This window comes from Stenotrophomonas maltophilia, from assembly GCF_003970865.1.
Lineage (GTDB): Bacteria > Pseudomonadota > Gammaproteobacteria > Xanthomonadales > Xanthomonadaceae > Stenotrophomonas > Stenotrophomonas maltophilia_AR.
The window spans coordinates 1-24959 of the sequence record NZ_RXLZ01000029.1; the positions used below are offsets into that span (position 1 = coordinate 1).

At 66.1% G+C, this 24959-nt stretch carries 20 protein-coding genes and 1 riboswitch; of the genes, 15 read left to right on the top strand and 5 right to left on the bottom strand.

Annotated features, from left to right (window positions below; genetic code table 11):
* Window positions 1-480 precede the first annotated feature (480 nt).
* Entirely contained in the window at window positions 481-2058 is a 1578-nt protein-coding gene (locus EKL94_RS11230) for a BCCT family transporter (protein WP_126929168.1), read from the bottom strand.
* Between the two features lie 245 nt (window positions 2059-2303).
* Window positions 2304-2405, top strand: a riboswitch (TPP riboswitch).
* Window positions 2406-2487: 82 nt separating this feature from the next.
* On the opposite strand from EKL94_RS11230, the gene thiC reads away from it, so the two are divergent.
* From thiC to EKL94_RS11260, 6 genes are all read left to right on the top strand, one after another.
* Window positions 2488-4332: a phosphomethylpyrimidine synthase ThiC gene (gene thiC, locus EKL94_RS11235; RefSeq protein WP_126929169.1), complete on the top strand. Its 1845-nt coding sequence runs from the start codon at window positions 2488-2490 to the stop codon at window positions 4330-4332.
* Window positions 4333-4425: 93 nt separating this feature from the next.
* Window positions 4426-5097 (top strand): ion channel, encoded by a 672-nt coding sequence (locus EKL94_RS11240; protein WP_126929170.1) that lies wholly within the window; start codon window positions 4426-4428, stop codon window positions 5095-5097.
* Between the two features lie 259 nt (window positions 5098-5356).
* Window positions 5357-7681, top strand: coding sequence for a winged helix-turn-helix domain-containing protein (locus EKL94_RS11245; protein ID WP_126929171.1), 2325 nt, complete (start codon window positions 5357-5359; stop codon window positions 7679-7681).
* 115 nt (window positions 7682-7796) lie between these two features.
* Window positions 7797-8696 (top strand): helix-turn-helix transcriptional regulator, encoded by a 900-nt coding sequence (locus EKL94_RS11250; protein WP_126929172.1) that lies wholly within the window; start codon window positions 7797-7799, stop codon window positions 8694-8696.
* Between the two features lie 49 nt (window positions 8697-8745).
* Window positions 8746-11616: a TonB-dependent receptor plug domain-containing protein gene (locus EKL94_RS11255; RefSeq protein WP_126929173.1), complete on the top strand. Its 2871-nt coding sequence runs from the start codon at window positions 8746-8748 to the stop codon at window positions 11614-11616.
* Window positions 11617-11786: 170 nt separating this feature from the next.
* On the top strand, window positions 11787-11996 hold the full coding sequence (locus EKL94_RS11260; protein WP_010483987.1) for a hypothetical protein: 210 nt from the start codon (window positions 11787-11789) through the stop codon (window positions 11994-11996).
* A gap of 56 nt (window positions 11997-12052) precedes the next feature.
* On the opposite strand, the gene EKL94_RS11265 is transcribed toward EKL94_RS11260, so the two are convergent.
* Together EKL94_RS11265 and ppa are read right to left on the bottom strand one after the other, a co-directional pair.
* Window positions 12053-13174: an HDOD domain-containing protein gene (locus EKL94_RS11265; protein WP_126929174.1), complete on the bottom strand. Its 1122-nt coding sequence runs from the start codon at window positions 13172-13174 to the stop codon at window positions 12053-12055.
* Window positions 13175-13326: 152 nt separating this feature from the next.
* Entirely contained in the window at window positions 13327-13863 is a 537-nt protein-coding gene (gene ppa, locus EKL94_RS11270) for an inorganic diphosphatase (RefSeq protein WP_005410935.1), read from the bottom strand.
* A gap of 183 nt (window positions 13864-14046) precedes the next feature.
* Here ppa and EKL94_RS11275 point away from each other — a divergent pair, with 183 nt between their 5' ends.
* From EKL94_RS11275 to EKL94_RS11290, 4 genes are all read left to right on the top strand, one after another.
* Window positions 14047-14520, top strand: a complete 474-nt coding sequence (locus EKL94_RS11275; RefSeq protein ID WP_126929175.1) for a hypothetical protein — start codon at window positions 14047-14049, stop codon at window positions 14518-14520.
* Window positions 14521-14592: 72 nt separating this feature from the next.
* Entirely contained in the window at window positions 14593-15093 is a 501-nt protein-coding gene (locus EKL94_RS11280; RefSeq protein ID WP_126929176.1) for an RNA polymerase sigma factor, read from the top strand.
* Between the two features lie 104 nt (window positions 15094-15197).
* Window positions 15198-16133, top strand: a complete 936-nt coding sequence (locus EKL94_RS11285; protein ID WP_126929177.1) for a FecR family protein — start codon at window positions 15198-15200, stop codon at window positions 16131-16133.
* 201 nt (window positions 16134-16334) lie between these two features.
* The gene (locus EKL94_RS11290; RefSeq protein ID WP_126929178.1) at window positions 16335-19253 is read left to right on the top strand and encodes a TonB-dependent receptor; all 2919 of its coding nucleotides are present in this window, start codon (window positions 16335-16337) and stop codon (window positions 19251-19253) included.
* 103 nt (window positions 19254-19356) lie between these two features.
* Here the strand turns inward: EKL94_RS11290 and EKL94_RS11295 are convergent, their stop codons facing one another.
* Window positions 19357-19614 (bottom strand): DUF2789 domain-containing protein, encoded by a 258-nt coding sequence (locus EKL94_RS11295; protein ID WP_126929179.1) that lies wholly within the window; start codon window positions 19612-19614, stop codon window positions 19357-19359.
* 108 nt (window positions 19615-19722) lie between these two features.
* On the opposite strand from EKL94_RS11295, the gene EKL94_RS11300 reads away from it, so the two are divergent.
* From EKL94_RS11300 to EKL94_RS11320, 5 genes are read left to right on the top strand one after another with little or no spacing between them, the layout of a single operon-like run.
* Window positions 19723-20310 carry a biliverdin-producing heme oxygenase gene (locus EKL94_RS11300; protein ID WP_126929180.1) on the top strand — a complete coding sequence of 196 codons (588 nt, stop codon included), beginning with the start codon at window positions 19723-19725 and terminating at the stop codon, window positions 20308-20310.
* Between the two features lie 31 nt (window positions 20311-20341).
* On the top strand, window positions 20342-20809 hold the full coding sequence (locus tag EKL94_RS11305; RefSeq protein WP_110713541.1) for a YbaN family protein: 468 nt from the start codon (window positions 20342-20344) through the stop codon (window positions 20807-20809).
* Window positions 20796-21524, top strand: coding sequence for a tonB-system energizer ExbB (exbB, locus tag EKL94_RS11310; RefSeq protein WP_126929181.1), 729 nt, complete (start codon window positions 20796-20798; stop codon window positions 21522-21524). The genes EKL94_RS11305 and exbB overlap by 14 nt, the downstream gene beginning before the upstream one ends.
* Before the next feature lie 9 nt (window positions 21525-21533).
* Window positions 21534-21959: a TonB system transport protein ExbD gene (gene exbD / locus EKL94_RS11315; protein WP_126929182.1), complete on the top strand. Its 426-nt coding sequence runs from the start codon at window positions 21534-21536 to the stop codon at window positions 21957-21959.
* Window positions 21956-22675 (top strand): energy transducer TonB, encoded by a 720-nt coding sequence (locus tag EKL94_RS11320; RefSeq protein WP_126929183.1) that lies wholly within the window; start codon window positions 21956-21958, stop codon window positions 22673-22675. The genes exbD and EKL94_RS11320 overlap by 4 nt, the downstream gene beginning before the upstream one ends.
* 38 nt (window positions 22676-22713) lie before the next feature.
* On the opposite strand, the gene EKL94_RS11325 is transcribed toward EKL94_RS11320, so the two are convergent.
* On the bottom strand, window positions 22714-24741 hold the full coding sequence (locus tag EKL94_RS11325) for a sodium-translocating pyrophosphatase (protein WP_126929184.1): 2028 nt from the start codon (window positions 24739-24741) through the stop codon (window positions 22714-22716).
* Between the last annotated feature and the right edge of the window lie 218 nt (window positions 24742-24959).

The following is a 24959-nucleotide window of genomic DNA, read 5'->3' on the forward strand; positions in this document are numbered from 1 at the left end:
TATTTTTCTTTCGCCTTTATCTTGTCTATAGATGTGTCGTGAATCGTCGCGTACACACGCACTTCTTTGCATGTTTTGTTTTTTCAAGGCAGCAACGGCCAAAGGGTAAGGAGTCCGTCTCGTGGGCCCGGAGATGTGTAAAAGGGACAGCCCTGACAGTTTCCTGCGGCCGCCACCGCAGGAAGAGAAAGAAGAAGATCAAAAGCAAAGACAACAGCAACAGCAACAGCCGCGCGCTGTGGGTTGGGGTCGGATCCGTTTTCCGAAGGAAAACGGATCCGACCCCTTCTTGTTTTCCGATACACCTCATCCACGCATAGCGTGGAAAACCCACCGTCACACGGAAACTGTCGGGGGGGGGCGGCGTGTCCTGCCAGCCCACACCGCCCCGCCAAACCAGCAGAAATCCAGAGCCGCTTTTGAAGTTGTTGTTGCCGTTGCTTGAAGAAAGCAGTGCAGCCGCAGGCTGCAAAACAACCCTCAATCCTGATCGTGCGCGCGTGCGGCCTCCGCCTGGGTCTCCTCCTGCGCGGCCATCTCGCGTGCGATCCAGGCATCGATCATGTGCCGCTGGCGCTGCGCCTGCCGCCGCTCGCGGGTGTACTCCTGGTCCAGCACCCGGTACAGCGAGACCATCACCAGCACCATCAGCAGCGCAAACGGCAACGCCGCAATCGTGATCATGCCCTGCAGCGCATCCAATCCGCCGGCCAGCAGCAGCGCACCGGCAATCAGCGCCACGCCCACGCCCCAGGCCAGCTTGCGTTTGGGTGGCGGATCGCCGGCCTCATCGGTGGACATGCTGGCCAGCACCAGCACCGCCGAGTCGGCCGAGGTTACGAAGAAGATCATCAGCAGCACCAGTGCGATGCACGACAGCAGCAACGGCAGCGGCATGCTGTCGAACATCGTGAACAGCACCGTCTCATAGCCATTGCCCAGCGCCTGCAGCAGGTCGGCCTGGCCGAAGATCTGCATCCAGATCGCGGTGCCGCCGAATACCGAGAACCAGAAGAAGCCCAGCAGCGTCGGCGCCAATACCACGCCGATCACGAACTCGCGCACGCTGCGGCCACGCGAGATGCGCGCGATGAACGAACCCACGAACGGTGCCCAGGAGATCCACCAGGCCCAGTAGAAGATCGTCCAGTCGGCCACCCACGTGCTGGACGAGAACGGCGACATGCGCAGGCTCATGGTCACCAGCTGGTTGAGGTAGGAACCCAGCGTGGTGGTGAACGTGTTGAAGATCGCGCCGGTCGGGCCAAGCACGAGGACCAGCAGCAACAGCACGGCGGCCAACGCCAGATTGAAATTGGACAGCCATTTGACGCCGCGGTCGACGCCGCTGAGCGTGGAGGCCATGTACAGCACGAACGCCACCGCAATGATTACCAGCTGCAGCGGAGGGCCTGCGTGCAGGCCGAACACGCGCTCCATGCCAGCGGCAATCTGGATGGTGCCGAAGCCCAGCGTGGTGGCAACACCGATTGCCGTCGCAACGACTGCGGCAATATTGACCACGCGCCCGATCCAGCCACGATGGTGGCGGCCGATGATCGGCTGCAGCATGTCGCTGACCAAGCCACGGCCATTGCGGTTGAACTGGAACCAGGCCATGGCCAGACCGATCAGCGCATAGATGGCCCAGGGGTGCAGGCCCCAATGGAAGAACACGTAGCGCATGGCAGCACGCGCAGCGTCCATGCTTTCAGGTGCCAGCCCTTCCGGTGGTTTGCTGAAATGCGAAATGGGCTCGGCAGCGCCCCAGAACACCAGGCCGATACCCATGCCGGCGGCGAACAGCATCGACATCCAGCTGGCCCGCGAGAACTCCGGTTCGGCGTCTTCGCCACCGATGCGCAGGTTGCCGAAGCGGCCAAAGGCCAGATACATCAGGAACACGAGCGCCAGGAACACGACCAGCAGGTACAGCCAGCCGATGCCGCGGATGAGTTCGCCGAGGATGCTCTGCACCACGGTATTGAAGGGGCCGGGTGCAACACCGGCGAGCAGCACCAGCAGCAGAACCAGTGCAATGGAAACGCGAAACACCATGAAGGGGCTTCTCCGATCAAGGGATTGAGGGGAGCGAGCAGAGCTTGCTGCGAGGGGCCGGCGACATGCAGCACAGACCGGGCAGGGGCCGCGAAGGCGGCGAGAAAAAATCGGCCGCAGCGGCACGATGCGCGTGCACGTTACTGAATGCGATGTCACGGTTCTGTTAATACAGAAACAGCGGATCCACGTCGTGCGTGGCTGGAACAGCCAGGAGCTGCAGTGCGTTCTATGCTCTAATGCACACCAAGAAGCGGGGGTACCGCGGCCATGTGGCCACGGTTGAGACAGTCCCTTGGAACCTGATCCGGCTCATACCGGCGTAGGGAAGCTTTGCAGTGCAGCCATGCCCGGACTCCGCCCAAGGACCGTCCGGGCGCGGCAGCAGTGCGCCGCCGCTTCGTCCCTGACCTTCCTGGACGATGCCCGATGAACGCACAGCTCTCCGCCCTGCAGCAACAGGCCCAGCAACTCTCCGAATCCGTGACCCGGCCCATTCCCGGCTCGCGCAAGATCCACCTGCCCGGTTCACGCCCGGATCTGCAGGTACCGATGCGCGAGATCGCGCTGACCCGCACGCCGACCTTGTTCGGTGGTGAAGAGAATGCACCGGTGACCGTTTACGACACGTCGGGCCCGTACACCGATCCTGAGGTGCGCATCGATCTATCCGCCGGTTTGCCGGCACTGCGTCGCGGCTGGGTGGAAGAGCGCGGTGATACCGAGCAGCTCGAAGGACTGAGTTCTTCGTTCGGCCGCGATCGCGAGCATGACCCGAAGCTCGATGCGGTGCGCTTCCCCGCGCGCAGCCTGCCACGCCGTGCGCGTGCAGGTGCCAACGTCACCCAGATGCACTACGCGCGCCGCGGCATCATCACGCCGGAAATGGAATTCGTCGCCATCCGCGAAAACCAGCGGCTGGACGCGATCCGCGATGCCGGCCTGCTGCAGCAGCACCCGGGCGAGGCGTTCGGCGCGTCGATCCAGAACATCATCACCCCGGAGTTCGTGCGCGACGAAATCGCCCGTGGCCGTGCGGTGCTGCCCAACAACATCAACCACCCGGAAAGCGAGCCGATGATCATCGGCCGCAACTTCCTGACCAAGATCAACGCCAACATCGGCAACAGCGCCGTCTCTTCGGGCATTGCCGAGGAAGTGGAGAAGCTGGTGTGGGCGATCCGCTGGGGCGGTGACACGGTGATGGACCTGTCCACCGGCAAGCACATCCACGAAACCCGCGAGTGGATCATCCGCAACTCGCCGGTGGCGATCGGTACCGTGCCGATCTACCAGGCGCTGGAAAAGGTCGACGGCCGTGCCGAGGCGCTCACCTGGGAGATCTTCCGCGACACGCTGATCGAACAGGCCGAGCAGGGCGTGGACTACTTCACCATCCACGCCGGGGTGCTGCTGCGCTATGTGCCGCTCACTGCCAAGCGTGTTACCGGCATCGTCAGCCGTGGTGGCTCGATCATGGCCAAGTGGTGCCTGGCGCACCACAAGGAGAATTTCCTCTACACGCATTTCGAAGACATCTGCGAGATCATGAAGGCCTACGACGTGACCTTCTCGCTGGGTGACGGCCTGCGCCCGGGCTGCATCGCCGATGCCAACGATGCCGCGCAGTTCGGTGAGCTGGAGACGCTGGGCGAACTGACGAAGATCGCCTGGAAGCACGATGTGCAGACCATGATCGAAGGTCCCGGCCATGTGCCGATGCAGCTGATCAAGGAGAACATGGACAAGCAGCTGCGCGAGTGCGGTGAAGCGCCGTTCTATACGTTGGGCCCGCTGACCACCGACATCGCGCCGGGCTACGACCACATCACCAGCGCGATCGGTGCGGCAATGATCGGCTGGTTTGGTACCGCCATGCTCTGCTACGTGACGCCGAAGGAGCACCTCGGCCTGCCCAACCGCCAGGACGTGCGCGACGGCATCATGGCCTATCGCATCGCCGCGCATGCAGCCGACCTGGCCAAGGGCCATCCGGGCGCACAGGTGCGCGACAACGCGTTGAGCAAGGCGCGCTTCGAGTTTCGCTGGGAAGACCAGTTCCACCTCGGCCTGGATCCGGAGAAGGCCAAGGAATTCCATGACGAGACGCTGCCGAAGGATGCGCACAAGCTGGCACACTTCTGCTCGATGTGCGGCCCGCACTTCTGTTCGATGAAGATCACCCAGGACGTGCGCGACTACGCCGAGGCCGGCATGAAGGAGAAGTCGGAAGAGTTCCGCGCCGCGGGTGCCGAGGTCTACCACCAGGGGTGATGCGCAGGCGGTAGTGCCGGCCAGCGGCCGGCACTACCGCTCATCACGCCGCTCCCGGCTATCCTCCGCCCATCACCCTGGGGAAAGGACGCCATGCCCGTTGCCATCACTACCCGCTGGCTGGCCATTGCCCGCCGTCATCCTTCTGCCTGGCTGCTGGGTGCACAGTTGATCGCGGTGCTGCTGTATCCCGCACTTGATGACACCGCCGGTGGCCGAGCGGCGCTGGGCATGTTCGGCATTGCGGTACTCGGCCTGGCGCTGTGGGTGGTCCAGCGCAGCCCGCTGGGCACCTGGCTGGCGCTGCTGCTGGCCATTCCTTCGGTGGTGTTCTCGCTGGCCGGTGCACTGCTGGATCGCAGTGCGCTGCTGACCACCGCGCAGCTGCTGGAAAGCCTGCTGTACTTCTATACGGCCGGTGCGCTCATCGCCTACATGCTCCAGGATCACAAAGTCACCCGCGATGAACTGTTCGCGGCAGGTGCGACATTCACGTTGCTGGCCTGGGCCTTCGCGTTTGCTTTCGCCGTCTGCCAGCAATGGTATCCGGGCAGTTTCCAGGGCACCGGGGGTGGCGCGCAGCGCACCTGGATGGAACTGCTTTATCTGAGCTTCAGTTTGCTCTCGGGTGTTGGCTTGAGCGACGTTGTGCCACTGCATCCACAGGCGCGCGCCTTGGTCATGCTGGAGCAGTTTTCAGGCGTGATGTACGTGGCTTTGGTGGTTTCGCGACTGGTCGGGTTGACCATGCTGCGGCGCATGTGAAAATGAACGCCAGATAAAAATTTCGCGCCCCGCAGGGCGCGAATGGTGCAGCAAATTATGTGAATGCGTCGGCGAGAGAGAGCCTGGATGTCGACCACGCGATAGGCGAGGTAACCCGCATAGGCTAGTATTCGCCCGCTTCATTGTTTTTGCGGTATGCGCCGATGCTTTGTGCGGAGTCTGGCTTTTTGCTGTTCCCAGGACGGGAGGTATCGAAGGCAAACGCTGCCCCGGATCTGTCTCTACTGTGTAGCGGAAAATGAACAGCAGTGAAAACCAGCCCCCCGGATTCGATCGGATCCGGATAGGAGAGTGCACCGTCACTCTGTCCTCGCGAGAAGTCGAGGTCGTCGGTGCGCGTCGCCCGCGTCGGCTGACGCCGAAGGCGCTGGGCGTGCTGCGTGTACTGCTGCGCCAGCCGGGGCGTGTTGTCACCCGCGACGAACTGTTCGCGGAAGTCTGGCCGGACACGCTGCCGACCAATGATGTGCTGACCCAGGCCGTCACCCAGCTGCGCAAGGCGTTCAGCAACGACGACGACAACGGCCAGGCCTATATCGAGACCATCGCCAAGACCGGCTATCGCCTGCTGGTGCCGGTGCAGGTGCTGGACGATGTCGAGCCGGCGCCGTCCGCGGGAGCCGATGACGAAATCGTGGACATGCAACCGGCGATGGCCATCGCCGAGGTGATGCCGGCACGCGTGCAGGCGTCGCGTCGCCGCTGGCGCCACCTCCGGCGGCGCGTGCTGCTGGTGTTGGGCGTGCTGATGCTGGCCACGGTGGTGGTGCTGACTGCGCTGCTGCTGCGGCGTGCACCGGCGAGCAGTTCCGCGGTGGACGCGGCCGTGGAGAATGGCACGCGCGTGATCGGCAGCCCGCAGCGTCCCTATCGGTTGATCACCGCGACCAGCGGCTTTGAAACCTATCCCACGCTTTCACCCGATGGTTCGCTGGTGGCCTATGAGGGCGCCAACGAAGACGGGCAGGGGGGTGGGGCGATCAAGGTGCAGACCTCCGGCAACGCGCCGGCGCGACAGCTGCTCGCTCCGCCGGCCGGCTCGGTTGACCGCTTCCCGAGCTGGTCGCCGGATGGACGCGAGATCGCCTTCGCGCGGTTCAGCAGCAACGGCGGCTGCCAGGTGCTGATTGCCAGCGCGACCGGCGGTGCCCTGCGCCAGGCCACGCGGTGCGATGGCACCGAGCTGCTCAGTTTCGACTGGACGCCGGACGGCCGTGGCCTGGTGTTCGGCAGCATGGTGGGGCGCTATGCCCATCGCGGCATCCGCAAGCTTGATCTGGCCAGTGGCCAATGGGAGGCGCTGGACTACGGCGTCGCCGAGGATGACTTCGACTATGCGCCGCGCTACTCGCCTGATGGCCAGTGGCTGGTATTCGTGCGCAATCCGCAGCTGGGCGACCTGTGGCGCATGCCGGCCGCGGGTGGCACGCCCGAGCAGCTGACCAACGAGGCCGCTGAACTGCGTGGCTGGGCCTGGTTGCGTGATGGCCGGACGATCGTGTTTGGGCGCCGTGTCGACAGTGAAGTGCGCCTGTACTACCTGGACGTAGAGAGCCGCACGCTGCGCGATGCCGGGCTCGACGACGCGCAGTGGCCGGCCACCGCGCGCCGCGCGGGCATGCTGGCCTTCGTCCACCGCCGCGCGCAGTTCGGCATCTTCAAGGTGCCGATGGAAGGCGGCTCGCCGCCCCAGCGCCTGTTTGCGTCCAGTGGCCGGGATGGGCAGCCGATGGCGGCGCCGGATGGACGACAACTGGTATTCACGTCCGATCGTTCAGGCAGCTTCGCGCTGTGGTGGGCGGACATGGAGCGCCCCGATTCGCTGCGGCCTATCGAAGGATTGCGACCCGAGGCACGCCAGGCACCGGACTGGTCGGCCGACAGCCGGCGGTTGCTGGTGGTGGGGCGCGACGAGCACGGGCGCACGGTGGTCTATGAGATCGCCCCACGTGACGAACGCGTCCAGCCGTTGCCTGTTCCGTCGGAGCAGCCGCTGCAGGCCCTGTACGGGGCAAACCCGGACCAGCTGCTGGTGGTCGAGCGCGATGACCAGCAACAGACCCGATTGAGCCTGTTTGATCGAAGCGTGCAGCCCTGGCGCCGCCTGGCCAGCATCGACGGTGTTTCGCAGGCGCGGTTCGATCGCAGCAGCGGACGCGTGCTGTTCACCCGCCTGGCGGCCGGAGGCCTGTGGTCGGTGGATGCGGCGCTGGCGCCGGGCAGCGTGCAGCAGATCAGCGATGACCAGCCCAGCCGGTGGCGGTACCGGGCCTGGACCGTGGCCGGCAACAGCGCGATTGGCTACCTCGGTACGTCCACCCGTTGTGGCACGACACTGGTGCTGATCCAGGCCGGGCGCGAGGAACCGGAACGCTGCCTGGATGCGGAACGCCTCAGTGCCGGCAACGGGCTGAGTGCCGGCGCCGATGGGCGCACCCTGTTCGTGGCAATGGCGGTCAGCGACGGTGCCGACATCGGCGTGATGCGTTTGCCCGAGCGCTCGCCGACGCTGCTTCCGGCGTTCTCCAAGTTGTTGTTGTTCAACGGAAATGGGCCTTCGTAATTTCTTCGTGGCGACCTCGCCGCGAATTCGTGGCGATCTCGTCTGACTTTCCTGACGTCGTGCCGCCTGATTTGGCAAAACGGAGGCCTGTACTAGGCAAATCCGTGGTGCCCCCATGCGTCAACTCTCGCTGGCCGATCGCGGCCAAACCGTTTCTCTGGACCGGTCGCTCGACGATGCCGCGCCGACCTGCCTGGGCGTGGCCCGGCTCGGCGGCCTGCAGACCGCAGGCAGCAGCTTCACTGTGTGGATACAGGTGCGCGGCAGCTCCTGGGTGGAAGCCAAGGAAGGACGCTTCCGCTTGCGCCAGGGCGAGTGGATCGCCTTCGAGAAGGAGTCGCGGCCGCTGGTCCAGGCTGGTCGCAACGGCCTGTGCGTTGGCCTGAACCTGACGGTCGAAGCGCTGCGTGTGCTGGCCGAGATGGCCGACTGCGGTCTGTACGCCGGGCGTGGCCGCATGAACCGTGGCGATGCCCGCGTTGCGCTGCGCCTGTGGCGCGATGCGCTGGCCAGTGGCCAGCCGGCACAGGCACTGCGCCCGCTGCTGCTGCACCTGGCGGGCCTGCAGCGTGGGCTGGCCGATAACGTGCAGCGTTGCCCGGGGCGCTCGCGCAGCCGCAAGCGCCAGGTGTTCGGCCGCATGCAGCGCGCCCGCCTGTACCTGGAAGGCAACAGCCACCGCGTGGTGCGCATCGGTGAACTGGCCGAACTGACCAACTTCTCCAGCTGGTATCTCTCCAAGACCTTCCAGAGCCTCTACGAGGAAAGTCCGCAGTCCCTTTCGGCGCGCCTGCGCCTTGAGCGCGCTGCCGACCTGCTGCGTGACACCGACATGATGGTCGGCGAGGTCGCCGCGGCCAGTGGTTTCGACAACTGCTGCAGCTTCGCGCGTGCGTTCCGCGCCCGCTACGGCCAGTCAGCATCGCGCTTCAGGGAGAACGGCGGCTTGCTGCCGCCACAATCTGCAAAGTCTCCGGTTGGTTCGCGCAAATACAGCGCTGCAACGCAATCGTAACGTGCTGGGGTGTTTTAACACGCTGCTAACACGTACCTTGGAGAGATAGATGAACGTTCGTAATCCCGCAGTGCGGTTCGGCTTGCTGCCGGCCGGCATCGCGCTGGCGCTGGCGCCGGCCTTTGCTTCGGCTCAGGAAGCAAAGGGCACCACCGACCTGGACCGCATTTCGGTCACCGGCTCGCGCATCCGCGGCGCTGCAGTCGAAACCCAGCAGCCGGTCGTTACCCTCAGCCGTGAGAACCTGGAGAAGCAGGGCTACACCTCGGTTGCTGACGTCCTGCAGAACCTGACCTCGGCCGGTTCCCCGGCCATCTCACGCTCGGAATCGCTGGCTTCCGGCGAAAACGTCGGCGGCTACTACGTCGACATCCGCAACCTGGGCGCCCAGCGCACCCTGGTGCTGATGAATGGTAAGCGCCTGGGCGCTACCACGTCGGGTTACCAGGATCTGAGTCAGATCCCGATGTCGGCCATCGAGCGCATCGAAATCCTGAAGGATGGCGCCTCCGCCATCTACGGTTCGGACGCGATCGCCGCCGTGGTCAACGTGATCACCCGCAAGCGCTTTGACGGTGCTGAAGCCAGTGTCTATGTCGGTCAGTACGGCAAGGGCGACGGCGACACCACCACCTACTCGTTCACCCTCGGCAGCGAAGGTGAGCGTGGTGGCGTGACGCTGGCCGCCGAGTACTCCAAGCAGGATCCGGTGTGGGCCAAGGACCGCTGGTTCAGCCGTGACGGCAATGCCGGCCCGAACTACCCGGGTTCGGGTGCCAGCCCGATCAACCAGAAGGGTGGCTTCTGCGACCCGTGCGTGACCCCCGACCTGAAGAAGGGTGAGCCCGGCTACATCGGTCCGAACGACCAGCGCTGGTACACCCTGCGTGATGGTGGCGACCCGACCAAGCGTGGCGACTACCGTCTGGAAACCAGTGCTGACGCCGTCAATGCCAACGAGCAGATGATGGTGCAGACCGGCATCGAGCGTAAGTCGCTGTACGTCAACGGCAACTACGACTTCACCGACTCGATCGCGTTCAATGCGGACGTGATCTACAACGAGCGCACCACCAACCAGCAGATCGCCGGTTACCCGTACCAGTCGGCCTCGTTCGATACCCCGCTGTCGAAGGACAGCGCGTTCAACCCGACCGATCAGGACCTGACCTTCCGCCGCCGTCTGTGGGAAATGCCGCGTACCACCGAAAGCAAGCTGAAGACCCTGCGCTTCGCGCCGAGCGTCAGTGGCTTCTTCGAGTTCGCTGGCAGGACCTTCGACTGGGACGTCGGTGCGCTGTGGAACCGCAACGAATCGACCAAGACCGGTCACGGCGACATGAGCCTGATCGCCTCGCGCAAGGCGCTGGGTGCTTCGTTCGTTGGTGCGGACGGCGTGGCCCGTTGCGGCACCAGCATGGCTGACCCGCTGGCCACCAGCAACTGCCGTCCGTGGAACCCGCTGCTGCCGTACGGCGTTGCAGGCAATGGCTCGCTGTCCGACCCGGCTGCCCAGGCCTTCCTGTTCCCGTACTTCACCGATACCGGTCTGACCAAGACCACCAGCTTCACCGCCAACCTGTCTGGTTCGATCGTGACCCTGCCGGCCGGTGATCTGGGCTTCGCCGTGGGCGTGGAGCACCGCAAGGAAGAAGGCCGCTTCTCGCCGGACGCCTTCGCACAGTCGGGTGAGTCCACGGGTCTGGGCAAGCAGACCACCCAGGGTGACTACTCGCTGGATGAAGTCTATCTGGAGCTGAACGTGCCGGTCCTCGCCGACATGCCGTTCGCCAAGGAGCTGACCCTGAATGCTGCGACCCGTTACTCGGATTACAGCAACTTCGGCAACACCCTGAACTCCAAGTTCGGCTTCACCTGGCGTCCGCTGGACGAGCTGCTGGTCCGTGGCACCTGGGCTGAAGGCTTCCGTGCCCCGACCATCGACGATCTGTACGGTGGCCTGAGCAGCAGCTTCGAGTCCTACACCGATCCTTGCGGCGTCACCGCTCCGGGCTCGGTCAATGGCAACGGTGCCTGCTCCTCGCGTGGCGTGCCGGTGGGTTACACGCAGCTGGGCCAGGGCCTTGTTCCCTGCACTTCGACCCCGTGCGCTACCCCGGACCAGTTCATTTCCGGTTCCAACTCCGCGCTGAAGCCGGAAACCTCCAAGAGCACCACCGTGGGTGTGGTGTGGAGCCCGCGCTGGGTGCAGGGCCTGGATATCTCGCTGGACTGGTACAAGTACGAAATCAGCGACATGATCATCGCTGACAGCGTCGATCGTATCCTGCGCGACTGCTACGTGCTGGGTGATTCGGCCCGTTGCGCCGGTCACACGCGTGCTGGCGATGGCCACATCTCCGCGATGACCTACGGTCTGGCCAACCTGGGCCAGATGGAGACCCAGGGCTACGATCTGGGTATCAAGTACCGCCTGCCGGAACTGGCGATCGGTCAGTTCAACATCGATTGGCAGACCAGCTACCTGTCCAAGTACGACGAGCAGGGCCAGAATGCTGATGGCAACAGCATCACCATCGGCCGTGTCGGCGAAGCCGGCCTGTTCCGTCTGCGCTCGAACGTGGGTGTTACCTGGTCGAAGGGTGACTTCGGTGTGTCCTACATGGCGCGTTACTACTCGGGCATGAACGAAGCCTGCGTGGCCAACCGTCCCTGCGACGTCGCCGACCGTTATCAGAACGGCGAGAAGTCCCCGCTGCGCAAGACGGGCTCGAACACCTTCCACGACCTGCAGGTCAGCTGGAAGGCGCCGTGGGATGCCACGATCGCCCTGGGTGCCAACAACGTGTTCGACCACAAGGGTCCGATCATGTTCACCCAGCCGAACTCGAGCTTCGCCTACTACGGTGGCTTCGACGTGGGTCGCTTCCTGTACATGAAGTACACCCAGCGCTTCTGATAGTTCGAAGTGCGATAGCAGTACCGGGAGGGCGGACCACAAGGTCCGCCCTCTTTTTTTGTAGGGGAATTCCGAAATATCTTGGAAGGTGAGCGGAGTCACGTTCCTGTCGTGTCGCAATCAACACAGTTGCTGGGTCCACTTGCGGACACTTGCACATGGAGAGAGCGATGAAGAGCACGCTGTTGCACAAACTGTCTGCTGCTGCACTGATCTATGCAACATTGGTGGGTGCGGTATTTGCCCAGACCGGTGGCGTCTGTGGGGGCGGGCTGTACTGCGAGGAGCTGCGTCAGGAATGTCTGGCTGCAGGCAAGTCGAAGGTCCTGTGTGATCTGCAGTATCGCCACTGCGTGCAGGATGCCTGCGGCGCGCGCTGATGCAAAAAAAGGCGCGCCCTTGGGCGCGCCTTCGAGGTTCTTCCTGCGTTGACAGCTCAGATCTCGCTGGGTACCAGTCCCATCAGCGCATTGGCATGCTCGCGCCACTGCGGCAGCCTGTTGAGTACACCCGCGCGTTGCAGGTAGTCCTCGTCCACCGGATCGCCATTGACCAGTGCCAGTGCCACGTGCACCGCGCCGGTCACCCAGAAGCTGCGCGTATTGGCACGCTGCGGCTGCAGGTGGAAGGCAACCGCTTCGATGATCGGCATCGGCAGGCCCCACAGGCCAAGCAGGTAGGCCCCGGCTTCGGCATGGCCCGGGCGGGTGTCACCGGCCAGCGACGGTTCGCTGCGCTCGTTGCGTACGCCCGGCAGCAGCAGGCCGATGTCGGCCAGCAGGGCGGCGGTCGCGCCCAGTTCGGCACTGGATTCGGGCAGCAGGCGTGCCGCCAGGCGCGAGGCAAGCAGGGCGCGCTGCTGTAGTGAATTGCGCTCGGCCGTGGACAGCGTCGGTGCCGAGAACACCTCGCTGGCCAGTACCAGATCGCGCAACGTCGACAGGCCGAGGCGGGTCACGGCGGTGCGCAGGTCGGCGATGGTGCGGCCCTGGCTGAAGAACGCCGAGTTCGACAACTGCAGCACCTTGGCCGCGATCGCCGGATCAGCGGCCACCAGCTTGGCAACGTCGGCGCTGTCGGCGTCGTCGTCATGTTCCAGTGCCTGGGTCAGGCTCAGGTACAGGTGCGGCGGCGAGGGCAGCTTCTCGATACGGCCGATGGCATCGCGCAGGCGCGGGCTGTCCAGTACTTCGCGCAGCTCTTCCAGGCTGGTCAGCGCTTCCAGCAGCACTTCCGGCGCCAATGGCAGCGGCAGGAAGCGGTGGGCCACGCCGATCAGGCGTGCCGGCGGCGGTCGGTTGCCGTGCTGGGCGTCCACCAGCGCAATGCGGATGGTTTCCGGGCGCAAGGTCCGGATCTGGCCGAGCAGCGTGGTGGCATTGAGATCCGGCAGCTGCGGGCAGACGATCACCGCATCCACGCCCTGCGTGGCCACCGCAGTCATCGCGGTCTGGCCATCGGTGGCGGTCAGCGGCTGCCAGTCTTCCCCAAGATCGGCAATGAATTCGGTCAGCTCAGCCGGCAGGCTGGCTGCATCCCCAACAAGCAGAATACGCACGACACATTCCCCTGGCTGTCTCGACGATGGATGTCGACGACGTGTGAAGTGACGCAATTTACCTAATACGGCGACAAGAGTGATGTGCCGTCGTCATGAAACGTGACCCGCATCGCTCCGGCGGGGTGCCGCCGGAGCGATCCGGTTCAGGCTCAGGCCTTGCTGTCGAGATGGCGCTGGTGAGCCTCGATCAGGATCTGCTTGGCCTCGGCGGCGCCGCCCCAACCGTCGAGCTTGACCCACTTGCCCTTTTCCAGGTCCTTGTAGTGCTCGAAGAAGTGGCCGATGCGCTCCAGCCAGTGGCTGGACACCTGGGCGATGTCTTCGACGTGGGCGTAGCCACTGAAGATCTTCGACACCGGCACGGCCAGGATCTTCTCGTCGCTGCCCGCCTCATCGCTCATCTTCAGCACGCCGACCGGACGGCAGCGCACCACCGAGCCCGGCACCAGCGGCAGCGGCAGCACCACCAGCACGTCGGCCGGATCGCCGTCGCCGCACAGGGTGCTCGGCACGTAGCCGTAGTTGCAGGGGTAGCGCATCGGGGTGGACAGGATGCGGTCGACGAAGATCGCGCCGGTTTCCTTGTCCACTTCGTACTTCACCGGCTCCGAGTCCTTCGGGATCTCGATGATGACGTTGATTTCTTCCGGCGGGTTCTTGCCGGGCGAGACGAGTTCCAGACCCATGGTGTGCTCCAGGTGGGGGATATAGACGGATAGCCCCCCATTTTATGCCTTTGCCGGGCGCTGTGCAGAGGGAGGGGCTGACGGCTGCGTGGGGCAGGGACCCACGCGGCAGGCCGGGGTTGGCTGATGGGGCCGGCCAGTGCGGGGGCGCAGGCTGGACCGACCTTCCCAAGGAGTCCGCCGATGAAAGTGTCTGCCCTGCCGTTCGGCCTGTTCTGCATGCTGCTGGTTGCGCCGTTGGCCCAGGCCTCCCCTTACGTCGACCTGATCGACTACCCGCGGCAGGAAGCCAACTGGGACCGCTTCTTTGCCCTGGAGGGACGTCTGCAGTATGGGTTCGACGCGATCTGCGGCGATACCTTCTGCGAAGGCGAGTACAGCGATATCCGCGCCCTGCGCCTGCGCTGCTCGGTGGATGCGGTGCGTGGCACCGTCCACGAGTGCCTGTGGGCATTTGCCGCCAGTGACCTGGAGGTCTCCCGCAACGATGGCGCGATCACGGCACGGCAGCCGACCTGGTTGTGCCGCCTGCCGCTGGTGGCGGGTACCCCGGTGGAGGCCTTCCATGCGGCGCTCGCCGCCCGCAATCCACTGCATGACCCGCTGCCGGGGACCTCGCAGAGCGTCTATGACGGGCTGACCGGGTGCATCCATTGATGCGAACGTGACTGATTCTCATTAACGGAGTAGCATGCGCGGCGCCTTCCGTCTGTCGTCCCGGTTCCGCGCATGTCCTCCAATGCCGCCTCCCTCACCGAACTGCTGATCCGCGAGCGGCCTGCGCTGCTACGCCGGGTGCAGCGCATCCTGGGGGGCGACAACGGCGCAGAGGACGTGATCCAGGCGGTGTGGTTCAAGGCGCGTGGCGTCGATGACAGCCAGGCCATCGAAAATCCGCGGGCCTATCTGTACCGGCTGGCCGCCAACCTGGCCACCGACCACGGCCGCGAGTCGACCCGGCGCAACCGCCTGCTGGCCGACCACTACCTGTGGGGACCGGACGAAGTCATCTCGACCGAGGAACAGGCCATGGCACAGGACGAGCTGCAGCGTGTGCTGGATGCGGCCGGACACCTGCCGGAGCCGACCCGCACCATCTTCCGGCTCAACCGCCTGCAGGGGCTGACCCAGGCCGAGATCGCCCGCCGCCTCGGGGTGTCGGTGACCACCGTCGAGAACCATGTGCGCACGGCGCTGCAACGCCTGGCCTGGGCTCGCAGCGGCCGATGATCGCCCCGGCTTGGGGCTGGCCCTCGCTGAAACGTCTTGATCACTGGACCGCAGATGCGGTCTAGTTCCCCCGCCCGCGCTTGAATGCGCCTGTCCGCCAGCCGATGAGCCCGCCGAACACGCTGCCCGCCGCCAATGACGATGCCCTGGCCGAACAGGCCCGGGGCTGGATTGCGTGGCTGGCCTCGGGTGACATCGGCGAGGGGCGCATGCACGAGTTCGAGCGCTGGCTGGCAGAGCCGGGGCACCGCCGGGCCTTCGAGCACGAGCGCACGCTGTGGCGCAGTGTCGGGCCACGCCCGCAGGCCCGGCCCGCCGAACGCCGCCGCCCGCATCGAATGCGCTGGGCAATGGCCGCTGCAGCTGCGCTGGCGATGCTGGTGGCATGGCCGGAGGCCTGGTTGCGGCTGCAGGCGGACCATCGCAGCACGCACGTCGTGCAGAACCTAACGCTGCCTGATGGCAGCCGTGCGGTGCTGGACGCCGACAGTGCGATTGCCGTGCGCTTCGACGCGAATGCCCGCGAGGTCGAACTGCTGCGCGGGCGCGCCTGGTTCGAGGTCAGCCCGGATGCGCAGCGACGTTTCAGCGTGCGTGCCGGCAATGGCGTGGTCGAGGACATCTCCACCGCGTTCACCGTCGCGCGTGGCGATGACCGCGTGGAAACCCAGGTCGGGCAGGGCAGGGTGCGTGTGGCCAGCCCGGCCGACGGTGGCTGGACCTACCTGCAGGTGGGCCAGCGTGCCGTCTATGGCGAGCGCAGCGGCGTGACGCGTCTGCAGGATGTGGCGGCCGACAGCGTGGGTGCATGGCGCCAGGGCGAGCTGCTGCTGGAGCAGGCCAGCGTCGCCGACGCTGTGCAATGGGTGGGGCGCTATCGTGCCGGCCCGACGTTCGTGCGCGGTGATCTGTCGCGACTGCCTGCAGTGAGTGCCGCATTGCGCATCGATCGCCCCGAGCAGGCGCTGGATGCGCTGGCGGCAACAGCAGGTCTGCAGGTCACCCGCCTGCCGCTCGGCGTCGCCATCATCCATCAGTAGATCCACGCCATGCGTGGATGATGTTCCCAATGTGCCGGCCAACGGTCGGCACCCTCCGCGACCGCAAATCGCTCTTGGGGTTGCCGCGCGCCCAACCGTCTTACCCCGCGAACGTACCCGCCGCCGCCACGTACGTCGCCGTGTCCGCCTGTGTTGCGGATGACGCCGCGCCTGCGGCACCGATTACCTGACAGGTTCCCCATGTTCGACTCCCACCGCCCGGGCCGCGCGCTGCGCCCGTCCCGCCTGTGCATTGCATTGCTGGCTGCCGGCCTGGCCAGTGCCACGCCATCCGTGCTGGCACAGAACGCCCGTGGCGATCACGCCGCCGTACAGCGCTTCGACATTCCGGCGCAGCCCCTGGACGAGGCGCTGCGCAGCTACATGCGCCAGTCCGGCGTACAGGTCGTGTATCCGGCCACCCTGGCCCACGGGGTGAGCTCGCGTGCGGTCAATGGCAGCCTGCCGGCCAACGAGGCGCTGCAGCAGCTGCTGCAGGGCAGTGGCCTGGCGGTGCGCCGGGTCAGCGCAGATGCAGTCACGCTGGAAGCGGCGACGCCGGCGCAGGCCGACAGCGGAGTAATTGTTACCGACACGCTGAGCGTGGCCGGCGACCGCGTTGACAGTGGCGCGACCAGCGACGAGGCGCGCCTGCTCGACAGCTATCGCAGCGTCGGTTCCACCACCACGCTCAACCGCACGCACCTGGAGCGTTTCCGCGGTACGTCCAACGGCGACATCGTCAAGGGCGTGGCCGGCGTCACTGCCGGTGACCCACGCGTCGGCAATGGTTTCGACGTCAACATCCGCGGCATCCAGGGCCAGGGCCGCGTGCCGGTGATCATCGACGGTGGCCAGTCCAGCATGGATACCTACCGCGGCTACGCCGGTCAATCGCAGCGTACTTACCTCGACCCGGACCTGATCTCCAGCCTGACCATCACCAAGGGCCCAAGCCTGCAGGCCAACGCCTCCGGTGGCATCGGCGGCGTGGTCGAGATGGAGACGCTGAAGATCGGCGACGTGCTGCGCGAAGGGCGCGACTTCGGCGTGCGCGTGCGTGGCGGCCTGGCCAACGCCAGTGCCAACAATCTGCCGTCCTACAGCGCCGCGCCGCGTTCCGACCGCAGCGCCACCGGCAGCCAGTTCTTCAACGTGGCCGCAGCCGGTCACTGGGACCGCTTCGATCTGGTCGCCGCCTATGCGTACCGCGACAACGGCAACTATTTCTCCGGCAAGCACGGTTACGACGACTTCCCGCAGACCCGGCGCACGCTGGCACCGCTGAACCCGCCGCGTACCGAGGTCTTCAATACCTCGGCGCGCTCGAAGTCGGCGCTGCTCAAGGGCACCTGGCGCATCGACGACGCGCAGACGCTGGAGGCCGGTTACCGCCGCTATGAAGGCACCGCCGGCGAGATCATGGCCTCGCAGATCATCCGCGTCGAACGGGACCGCATTCCGCAATGGGATCCGGGCCACGTCGACATGGACAGCTACACCCTGCGCTATCGCTTCAATCCGGACAGCGAGCTGATCGACCTGCGCGTCAACGCCGCGTACACCGACACCGACAGCGTGATGTACAACAGCCTGACCGGCATCACCCCCTGGTACTTCGATCGCCGCACCGAGTGGTACGACGCGCCCAGCTTCAGTGGCGACCCCGGCTACAAGGATGCCTACCGCAATCCGCTGCGACAGAAGCGCTTCGGACTGGATGCCAGCAACACCTCGAAGTTCGACACACGTGCTGGCGCGTTCACCCTCGACTACGGCCTGTCCTACAGCGACGAAGACATCGCGCCAGGCAGTTCGGGGCCGGTCATGCACGACGATCTGGTCAACAACCGTTTCCTGCGCAACGCCGAGCGCAAGGAATACAGTGCCGTGGCCTCGCTGAAGTGGCAGCCCGATGAGCATTGGGAACTGCTGGCCGGCGGCCGCTGGAACCGCGTGGATGTGCATGACCGCAACCGCCTGGCCACGCCCGATGCCTATGAAGTGCAGGGCCAGTACCGCTACACCGAACTGCTCAATGGCAATCCGGCGCTGCCGTCGTGGCGGGCCAAGCGCATCGCGCTGCTGAACTGGTATCCGGATGCCAACGGCAACTTCACCCAGGAATCGCTGCTGGCCTCACCGTACAAGAAGGGCACGGTGGGCGACATCGGTGGCTGGAACTTCTACGACGCCGGCAAGGCGCAGGACCTGGAAGTGCCGGTCAGCTGGACCTGGTCGCAGCCGATCCGCCGTCGTGACAGCGCGTTCTCGCCGACTGCCAGCGTGGCCTACCGCTTCAGCGAAGACACCATGGTCTACGTGAAGTATGTCGAAGGCACCAAGCTGCCGAGCCTGTTCGAAACCACGCTGGGCCTGTTCACCGCCGCCAAACCGGTGGGCGAGCTGAAGCCGGAGCGCGCGCGCAGCTGGGAAATCGGTGCAAGCACCATCCGCTATGACCTGTTTACCGCCGGCGACCGCCTGGCGCTGAAGCTGGCGTACTTCGATACCCGCATCGACGACCTGATCACCCGTGACTACCGCACGCTGTCGGCCGGCCTGATCCGCAACGTCGACCAGTTCAAGGTCTCGGGCATGGAGTTCCAGTCCAGCTATGACAGCGGCAAGGTATTTGCCGATCTGTCCGCGCACTATTACTTCAAGGCCAAGACCTGCGCGCCGGACATCGCCGCCGAGCGCCGCGCCTATGGGGCGCAGCGCAGGAACGGCGAGCTGGCCAACACGCCCGACTGCGTGGACGGCGGCTTCGAGGGTTCGTACACCAACACCCAGAACCCGCCGCGCTACATGGTCAACCTGACCCTGGGCTCGCGCCTGTTCGACGAGCGCCTGATCTTCGGCACCCGCGTGGTCCACAACGCCGGCCCGATCAGCAAGCTGGACAAGGACTGGAACGTGGGCCTGTCGGCGATCCAGCAGCTGTACCGGCCAACCACGCTGGTGGACCTGTTTGCCAGCTGGAGCTTCAACGACCAGCTGTCGGTGGAAGCCGGCGTGGACAACCTGACCGACCGCTACTACCTGGACCCGCTTGCCTTGGGTGTGATGCCGGCCCCGGGCCGCACCGCGCGCCTGGCGTTGACCTGGAAGTACTGATCGCCAGCGCAGAGCGCCTTTGGTGGGTGCGGACCTTGGTCCGCACCGCTTCTGCCGTGCAATCGCCAGCGCCGGGCCATGCCCGGCGCCCCCATCAGGGTGCTTACAGCCCGGTCGAAGCCTTCACCGCATCTTCGTGCAGCGACTCGTTCAGCTCGTCCACCACGGTGCTCCATGCTGCATCGGCCTGCAGCGATTCAGACAGGAACTGGCGCTGGGCATCGTTCCAGTAGGGTGCCTCGGCCACTTCGACATCGGTGGCCAGCTGGTGCTCGCGGATGAAGCGGGCGATGCCCTCGGCGCTGGCATCCAGGCCCAGCTGCAGGAACAGATTGGTCATGCGCGGTTCGGTGGTGATCATCGTCGGTTCCGGGTGGAAAAAGGGGATGGCCCATTATCGGTGCACACGGGCTTGGGGAAAGCCCCGCAGCGAACGTCTACAGCAGGACGACCCTCCTGGCATTCCCCCATGAACGCACACATCGCTCCTGAAGACAGCCGCAGCCTGCGGCTCAAGGCCGCCACCCGCGACAGCCACGGTGCCCTGGACAAGCGCATCATGGCCGGCGACATCTTCGCCGACCGCAACAACTTCGCTCGCTTCCTGCGCGTGCAGTATCGCTTCCACCGCAGCATCGATGCGCTGTATGCCAACCCTGCGCTGGACGCACTGCTGCCCGATCTCGATGAGCGCCGTCGCCTGGCACAGATCGCACGCGACCTGCAGGACCTGGAGCAGACCCTGCCAGGTGCGGACATCGACGCGCTGCCCTCGGACCTCGCGCTGCCGGCTGCGTTGGGTTGGCTGTACGTGGCCGAAGGCTCCAACCTCGGCGGCACCATTCTGTACAAGATGGCCGCCAAGCTCGGCCTGGATCGTGATTTCGGCGCCCGTCACCTGGCCGCGCATCCCGATGGCGCAGCGCGCCACTGGCGTGAATTCACCGCTGCGCTGGACGCGGTACCGCTGAGTGCCGAGCAGGAGCAGCAGGTGATCGATGCAGCCGACGCCGCGTTCCGCAGCGTGCACGGCCACGTCGAAGTGGAATTCGCCTGATGCACGGCGCGCGCCCACAGGTGCAGCGCTGATGCGCTGGCTATGGTTCGCGCTGGGCTGGCTGATGGTCGGCCTGGGTGTGATCGGCGCATTGCTGCCGGTGATGCCGACCACCATCTTCCTGATCCTGGCCGTGGGCTGCTTCGCGCGCAGCTCGCCGAAGTTCGAGCAGCGCCTGCTGGCGCATCCGCGCTACGGCCCGTCACTGCGGCTGTGGCGCGAGCAGGGCGCGGTGTCGCGCAAGGGCAAGGCGTTTGCCAGTGCCGGCATGGCGGTGGGCTTCGCGTTGTTCTGCTGGGGCGCACACCCGTCGTGGCGCTTGTTGTTGGGCGTGGGCCTGTTCTTCGCGGTCAGCGCCGGCTACGTGCTGAGCCGACCGGCACCGCGGCTGGAGCCCAATCCGGTCGTGGAAGTGGACGACGCCAATGATCCGCGCGCGGCCCGTCGTCGCGCAGCGACCCCTGATGCTGATGGAAACCGAGACGATGCTGCCTGCTGACCTGGCCCCCGTGGCCGCCCCCGCATTGACCCCGTGGGGCATGTACCTGGCCGCCGACGTGGTGGTGAAGGCCGTGATGATCGCGCTGGCACTGGCGTCGCTGGCCACCTGGACCGTGCTGCTGGCCAAGGGCTGGGAGCTGGCCCGCCAGGCGCGGCAGCTGCGCGCGGCGCGCGCGCTGTTGCTGCAGGTGCCGAGCCTGCCCGGCGAGCGCGCCGATGCCAGTGTGCAGCAGGGCATCGCACGGGCGATGCTGGACGCCGCCCGCACTGAACTGCGCCTGTCGCAGGATCTGGATAGTCGCGACGGCATCAAGGAACGCGTCGCTTCACGCCTGGACCGCATCGAGCTGGAGACCGCGCGCGTGCAGCGGCGCGGCATCGGTGTGCTCGCCAGCATCGGCGCGGTGGCGCCCTTCGTCGGCCTGTTCGGTACGGTGTGGGGCATCATGAACAGTTTCATCGGCATCGCGCACAGCAACACCACCAACCTGGCGGTGGTTGCGCCCGGCATCGCCGAGGCCCTGCTGGCGACTGCGCTCGGCCTGGTCGCGGCGATTCCTGCGGTGCTGGTCTACAACCACTTCAGCCGCGTGCTGGCCGGCCTGCGTGGGCTGCTCGGCGATCTGTCGGCGGCCGTGCAGCAGCTGGTCTCGCGCGATCTTGATCGTGCCGTGCCGCGTACCGCAGCGGCACCGCTGCGTGCGGTGCACTGAGGCACGACGATGGCGATCAGGACCGCGTCCGACCGCGACGACACGCCGGAAGAAGCGCACGAGATCAACGTCACGCCCTTCATCGACGTGATGCTGGTGCTGCTGATCATCTTCATGGTGGCCGCTCCGCTGGCCACCGTATCAGTGCCGGTGCAGCTGCCGGCCAGCAGCGCTGGCGCCACGCCGCCGGAACAGGCGCCGGTGTATGTGACCGTGCAGGCCGATCTGTCGCTGCGCGTGGGCGAACAGGCGGTGGCGCGCGACGGGCTGGCCGCTGCATTGCAGGTGGCCACCCATAGTGACACCGCGCAGCGCATCTTCCTGCGCGCCGACACCCGTGTGCCCTACGGCGAACTGATGGCCACGCTGGATGCGCTGCGCGCGGCGGGCTATCTGAAGGTGGCGCTGGTCGGCATGGAGCAGGGAGCGCGATGAGTGGACTGCGGCGCTGGGCGACCAGCCTGGCGATCGTGCTGCTGGTGCACGCGCTGCTGATCGGCGCGGCCTGCTGGTGGGCGACGCGCGCACCGGTGCTGGCTGCGACGGCGCCGCCCGCCGCGCTGATGCTGGAACTGGCACCGATGGCGCAGGCACCGCCGGTGCCGCCGCGCGAGGTCGCCACCGGTCCACTGCAGCAGCAACAGCAGCGGCAGGCGCCGAAGCCGGCCCTGCGCGAGCAACCGAAGGCGCCGGTGCAGCCGCAGGGTGACCTGCCACCGCCGCGTACGCCGGAGCCGACGCCCTCGCCGGAAACCGCTGACGCCAACGTCGCGCAGACCAGCGCGCCGCCGCAGGTGGCGGCCGATGCGGCCGCGCGCTATACCGCGCCGCAGACCACGGCCGGCGAACGCAGTCGCGCCGAGGCGACCTGGGAAGGACGCCTGCTCGGGCATCTGCAGAAGCACCGCCGCTATCCGCGCCAGGCCGAGCGGCTGCGCCAGCAGGGCGTGGTCTACGTGCGCTTTGCCGTGGCCCGCGACGGCGCGGTCTCAGGGTTGAAACTGGGCCGCAGCAGCGGCTTCGCGCTGCTCGACCAGGAGACGCTGGACACCGTGCAGCGGGCCAGCCCGGTCCCGGCGCCGCCGGTCGAAGTGGCCGGCGACCCGGTGGAAGTGATGGTGCCGGTGTCGTTCTTCCTGCGCGGGCGGTGACCGGGCCATGGGGCCCGTCATCCACGCATGGCGTGGATCTACAACAGCGGCACCAGTAGCAGCGCCACGATGTTGATGATCTTGATCAGCGGATTGATCGCCGGGCCGGCGGTGTCCTTGTACGGGTCACCGACGGTATCGCCGGTCACCGCGGCCTTGTGCGCCTCGCTGCCCTTGCCGCCGAAGTGGCCGTCCTCGATGTACTTCTTGGCGTTGTCCCAGGCGCCGCCGCCGGTGGTCATCGAAATGGCCACGAACAGGCCGGTCACGATGGTGCCGATCAACAGTCCGCCGAGCGCGCGTGGCCCCAGCAGCAGACCGACCACCACCGGCACGGCGACCGGCAGCAGCGAAGGCACGATCATTTCGCGGATCGCCGAGCGGGTCAGCATGTCCACCGCCTTGTCGTACTGCGGCTTGCCGGTGCCCTGCATGATGCCGGGGATCTCGCGGAACTGGCGCCGCACCTCTTCCACCACTGCACCCGCCGCGCGGCCGACCGCTTCCATCGCCATCGCACCGAACAGGTAGGGGATCAGGCCGCCGATCAGCAGGCCGATGATCACCGTGTGGTCGCTGAGGTCGAAGCGGAACTCCTGGCCGGGATTGGCCGCCTGCAGGTTGTGGGTGTAGTCGGCGAACAGCACCAGTGCCGCCAGCGCCGCCGAGCCGATCGCATAGCCCTTGGTCACTGCCTTGGTGGTGTTGCCCACCGCATCCAGTGGATCGGTGATGTCGCGGATCTCCGAGGGCAGCTCGGCCATTTCGGCGATGCCACCGGCGTTGTCGGTGATTGGGCCGTAGGCATCGAGGGCGACGATCATGCCAGCCATCGACAGCATCGCGGTGGCGGCGATGGCGATGCCGTACAGGCCCCCCAGCGCGAACGCGCCCCAGATCGCCGCACACACCGCCACCACCGGCAGTGCGGTGGACTTCATCGAGATGCCGAGGCCGGCGATGATGTTGGTGCCGTGGCCGGTGGTCGACGCCTGCGCCACGTGCTGCACCGGCTTGTACTGGGTGCCGGTGTAGTACTCGGTGATCCACACGATCAGCCCGGTCAGGACCAGGCCGATCAACGCGCAGCCATACAGCGCCATCGGCCCGTGCACGTTGTCGGACATCAACCCGGTGGTGATCGGGTAGAAGGCGATGGCGGCCAGCACGCCGGAGACGATCACGCCCTTGTACAGCGCGCCCATGATCGAGCCGCCTGGCTTCACCTTGACGAACAGCGCACCGATGATCGAGGCGATGATCGATACGCCGCCCAGCACCAGCGGGTAGAGCACCGCGTTGGCACCTGCCTCGGCCAGCATCAGGCTGCCCAGCAGCATGGTGGCGATGACGGTGACCGCATAGGTCTCGAACAGGTCGGCGGCCATGCCGGCGCAGTCGCCGACGTTGTCACCGACGTTGTCGGCGATCACCGCCGGGTTGCGCGGATCGTCTTCGGGAATGCCGGCTTCGACCTTGCCGACCAGATCGGCGCCGACGTCGGCACCCTTGGTGAAGATGCCGCCGCCCAACCGCGCGAAGATCGAGATCAGCGAGGAGCCGAAGGCCAGGCCGACCAGCGCGTGTAGCGCCTGTTCCATCGGCAGGCCCATCCGCAGCAGCAACGCGTAGTAGCCGGCCACACCCAGCAGGCCCAGGCCGACCACCAGCATGCCGGTGATGGCACCGCCGCGGAAGGCGACGTCCATTGCGGCGCTGATGCCGTGGCGTGCAGCTTCGGCAGTGCGTACGTTGGCGCGTACCGACACGTTCATGCCGATGTAGCCGGCCGCGCCGGACAGCACCGCACCGACCGCGAAACCGATCGCGGTGTACCAGCTGAGGAAGATGCCGACCAGCACGAACAGCACCACACCGGCCACGCCGATGGTCAGGTACTGGCGGTTGAGATAGGCACGCGCACCTTCCTGGATCGCGGTGGCGATCGCGATCATGCGTTCATTGCCGGTGGGTTGGCGCAGGATCCAGCGCGCCGAGACGATTCCGAACAGGATCGCGAGAATGGCGCAGCCCAGCGCCAGTGACAGCCCGTGACGTTCCAGCATTAGACCCCTCCGCAGAATGGATGTAGGCATCCAGTGGCGATGAACGGCACCACGAGGGGGACGACGGGCTGCAGCCTGGAACCAACCCGTACCGACCTTGGCGGTCGTCCGACGTATGGCGGTGTTCAGCATTCCCTGGTACCCGCAGTATGCGTTCGGCGCACTGTAGAGTCGAGCCGTGCTCGACTGGCTCCTGCGAGCCGCGGCGCATGCCGCCA

What these genes read in the sequence shown, in the direction of transcription:
- EKL94_RS11325 (WP_126929184.1), bottom strand. Translation starts at nt 24,741, where the DNA reads ATGCTGGAACGTCACGGGCTGTCACTGGCGCTGGGCTGCGCCATTCTC.
- EKL94_RS11260 (WP_010483987.1), top strand. Translation starts at nt 11,787, where the DNA reads ATGAAGAGCACGCTGTTGCACAAACTGTCTGCTGCTGCACTGATCTAT.
- EKL94_RS11290 (WP_126929178.1), top strand. Translation starts at nt 16,335, where the DNA reads ATGTTCGACTCCCACCGCCCGGGCCGCGCGCTGCGCCCGTCCCGCCTG.
- EKL94_RS11250 (WP_126929172.1), top strand. Translation starts at nt 7,797, where the DNA reads ATGCGTCAACTCTCGCTGGCCGATCGCGGCCAAACCGTTTCTCTGGAC.
- EKL94_RS11240 (WP_126929170.1), top strand. Translation starts at nt 4,426, where the DNA reads ATGCCCGTTGCCATCACTACCCGCTGGCTGGCCATTGCCCGCCGTCAT.
- EKL94_RS11230 (WP_126929168.1), bottom strand. Translation starts at nt 2,058, where the DNA reads ATGGTGTTTCGCGTTTCCATTGCACTGGTTCTGCTGCTGGTGCTGCTC.
- ppa (WP_005410935.1), bottom strand. Translation starts at nt 13,863, where the DNA reads ATGGGTCTGGAACTCGTCTCGCCCGGCAAGAACCCGCCGGAAGAAATC.
- EKL94_RS11300 (WP_126929180.1), top strand. Translation starts at nt 19,723, where the DNA reads ATGAACGCACACATCGCTCCTGAAGACAGCCGCAGCCTGCGGCTCAAG.
- EKL94_RS11245 (WP_126929171.1), top strand. Translation starts at nt 5,357, where the DNA reads ATGAACAGCAGTGAAAACCAGCCCCCCGGATTCGATCGGATCCGGATA.
- EKL94_RS11320 (WP_126929183.1), top strand. Translation starts at nt 21,956, where the DNA reads ATGAGTGGACTGCGGCGCTGGGCGACCAGCCTGGCGATCGTGCTGCTG.
- EKL94_RS11285 (WP_126929177.1), top strand. Translation starts at nt 15,198, where the DNA reads ATGAGCCCGCCGAACACGCTGCCCGCCGCCAATGACGATGCCCTGGCC.
- exbB (WP_126929181.1), top strand. Translation starts at nt 20,796, where the DNA reads ATGCTGCCTGCTGACCTGGCCCCCGTGGCCGCCCCCGCATTGACCCCG.
- thiC (WP_126929169.1), top strand. Translation starts at nt 2,488, where the DNA reads ATGAACGCACAGCTCTCCGCCCTGCAGCAACAGGCCCAGCAACTCTCC.
- EKL94_RS11305 (WP_110713541.1), top strand. Translation starts at nt 20,342, where the DNA reads ATGCGCTGGCTATGGTTCGCGCTGGGCTGGCTGATGGTCGGCCTGGGT.
- EKL94_RS11280 (WP_126929176.1), top strand. Translation starts at nt 14,593, where the DNA reads ATGTCCTCCAATGCCGCCTCCCTCACCGAACTGCTGATCCGCGAGCGG.
- EKL94_RS11295 (WP_126929179.1), bottom strand. Translation starts at nt 19,614, where the DNA reads ATGATCACCACCGAACCGCGCATGACCAATCTGTTCCTGCAGCTGGGC.
- EKL94_RS11255 (WP_126929173.1), top strand. Translation starts at nt 8,746, where the DNA reads ATGAACGTTCGTAATCCCGCAGTGCGGTTCGGCTTGCTGCCGGCCGGC.
- exbD (WP_126929182.1), top strand. Translation starts at nt 21,534, where the DNA reads ATGGCGATCAGGACCGCGTCCGACCGCGACGACACGCCGGAAGAAGCG.
- EKL94_RS11275 (WP_126929175.1), top strand. Translation starts at nt 14,047, where the DNA reads ATGAAAGTGTCTGCCCTGCCGTTCGGCCTGTTCTGCATGCTGCTGGTT.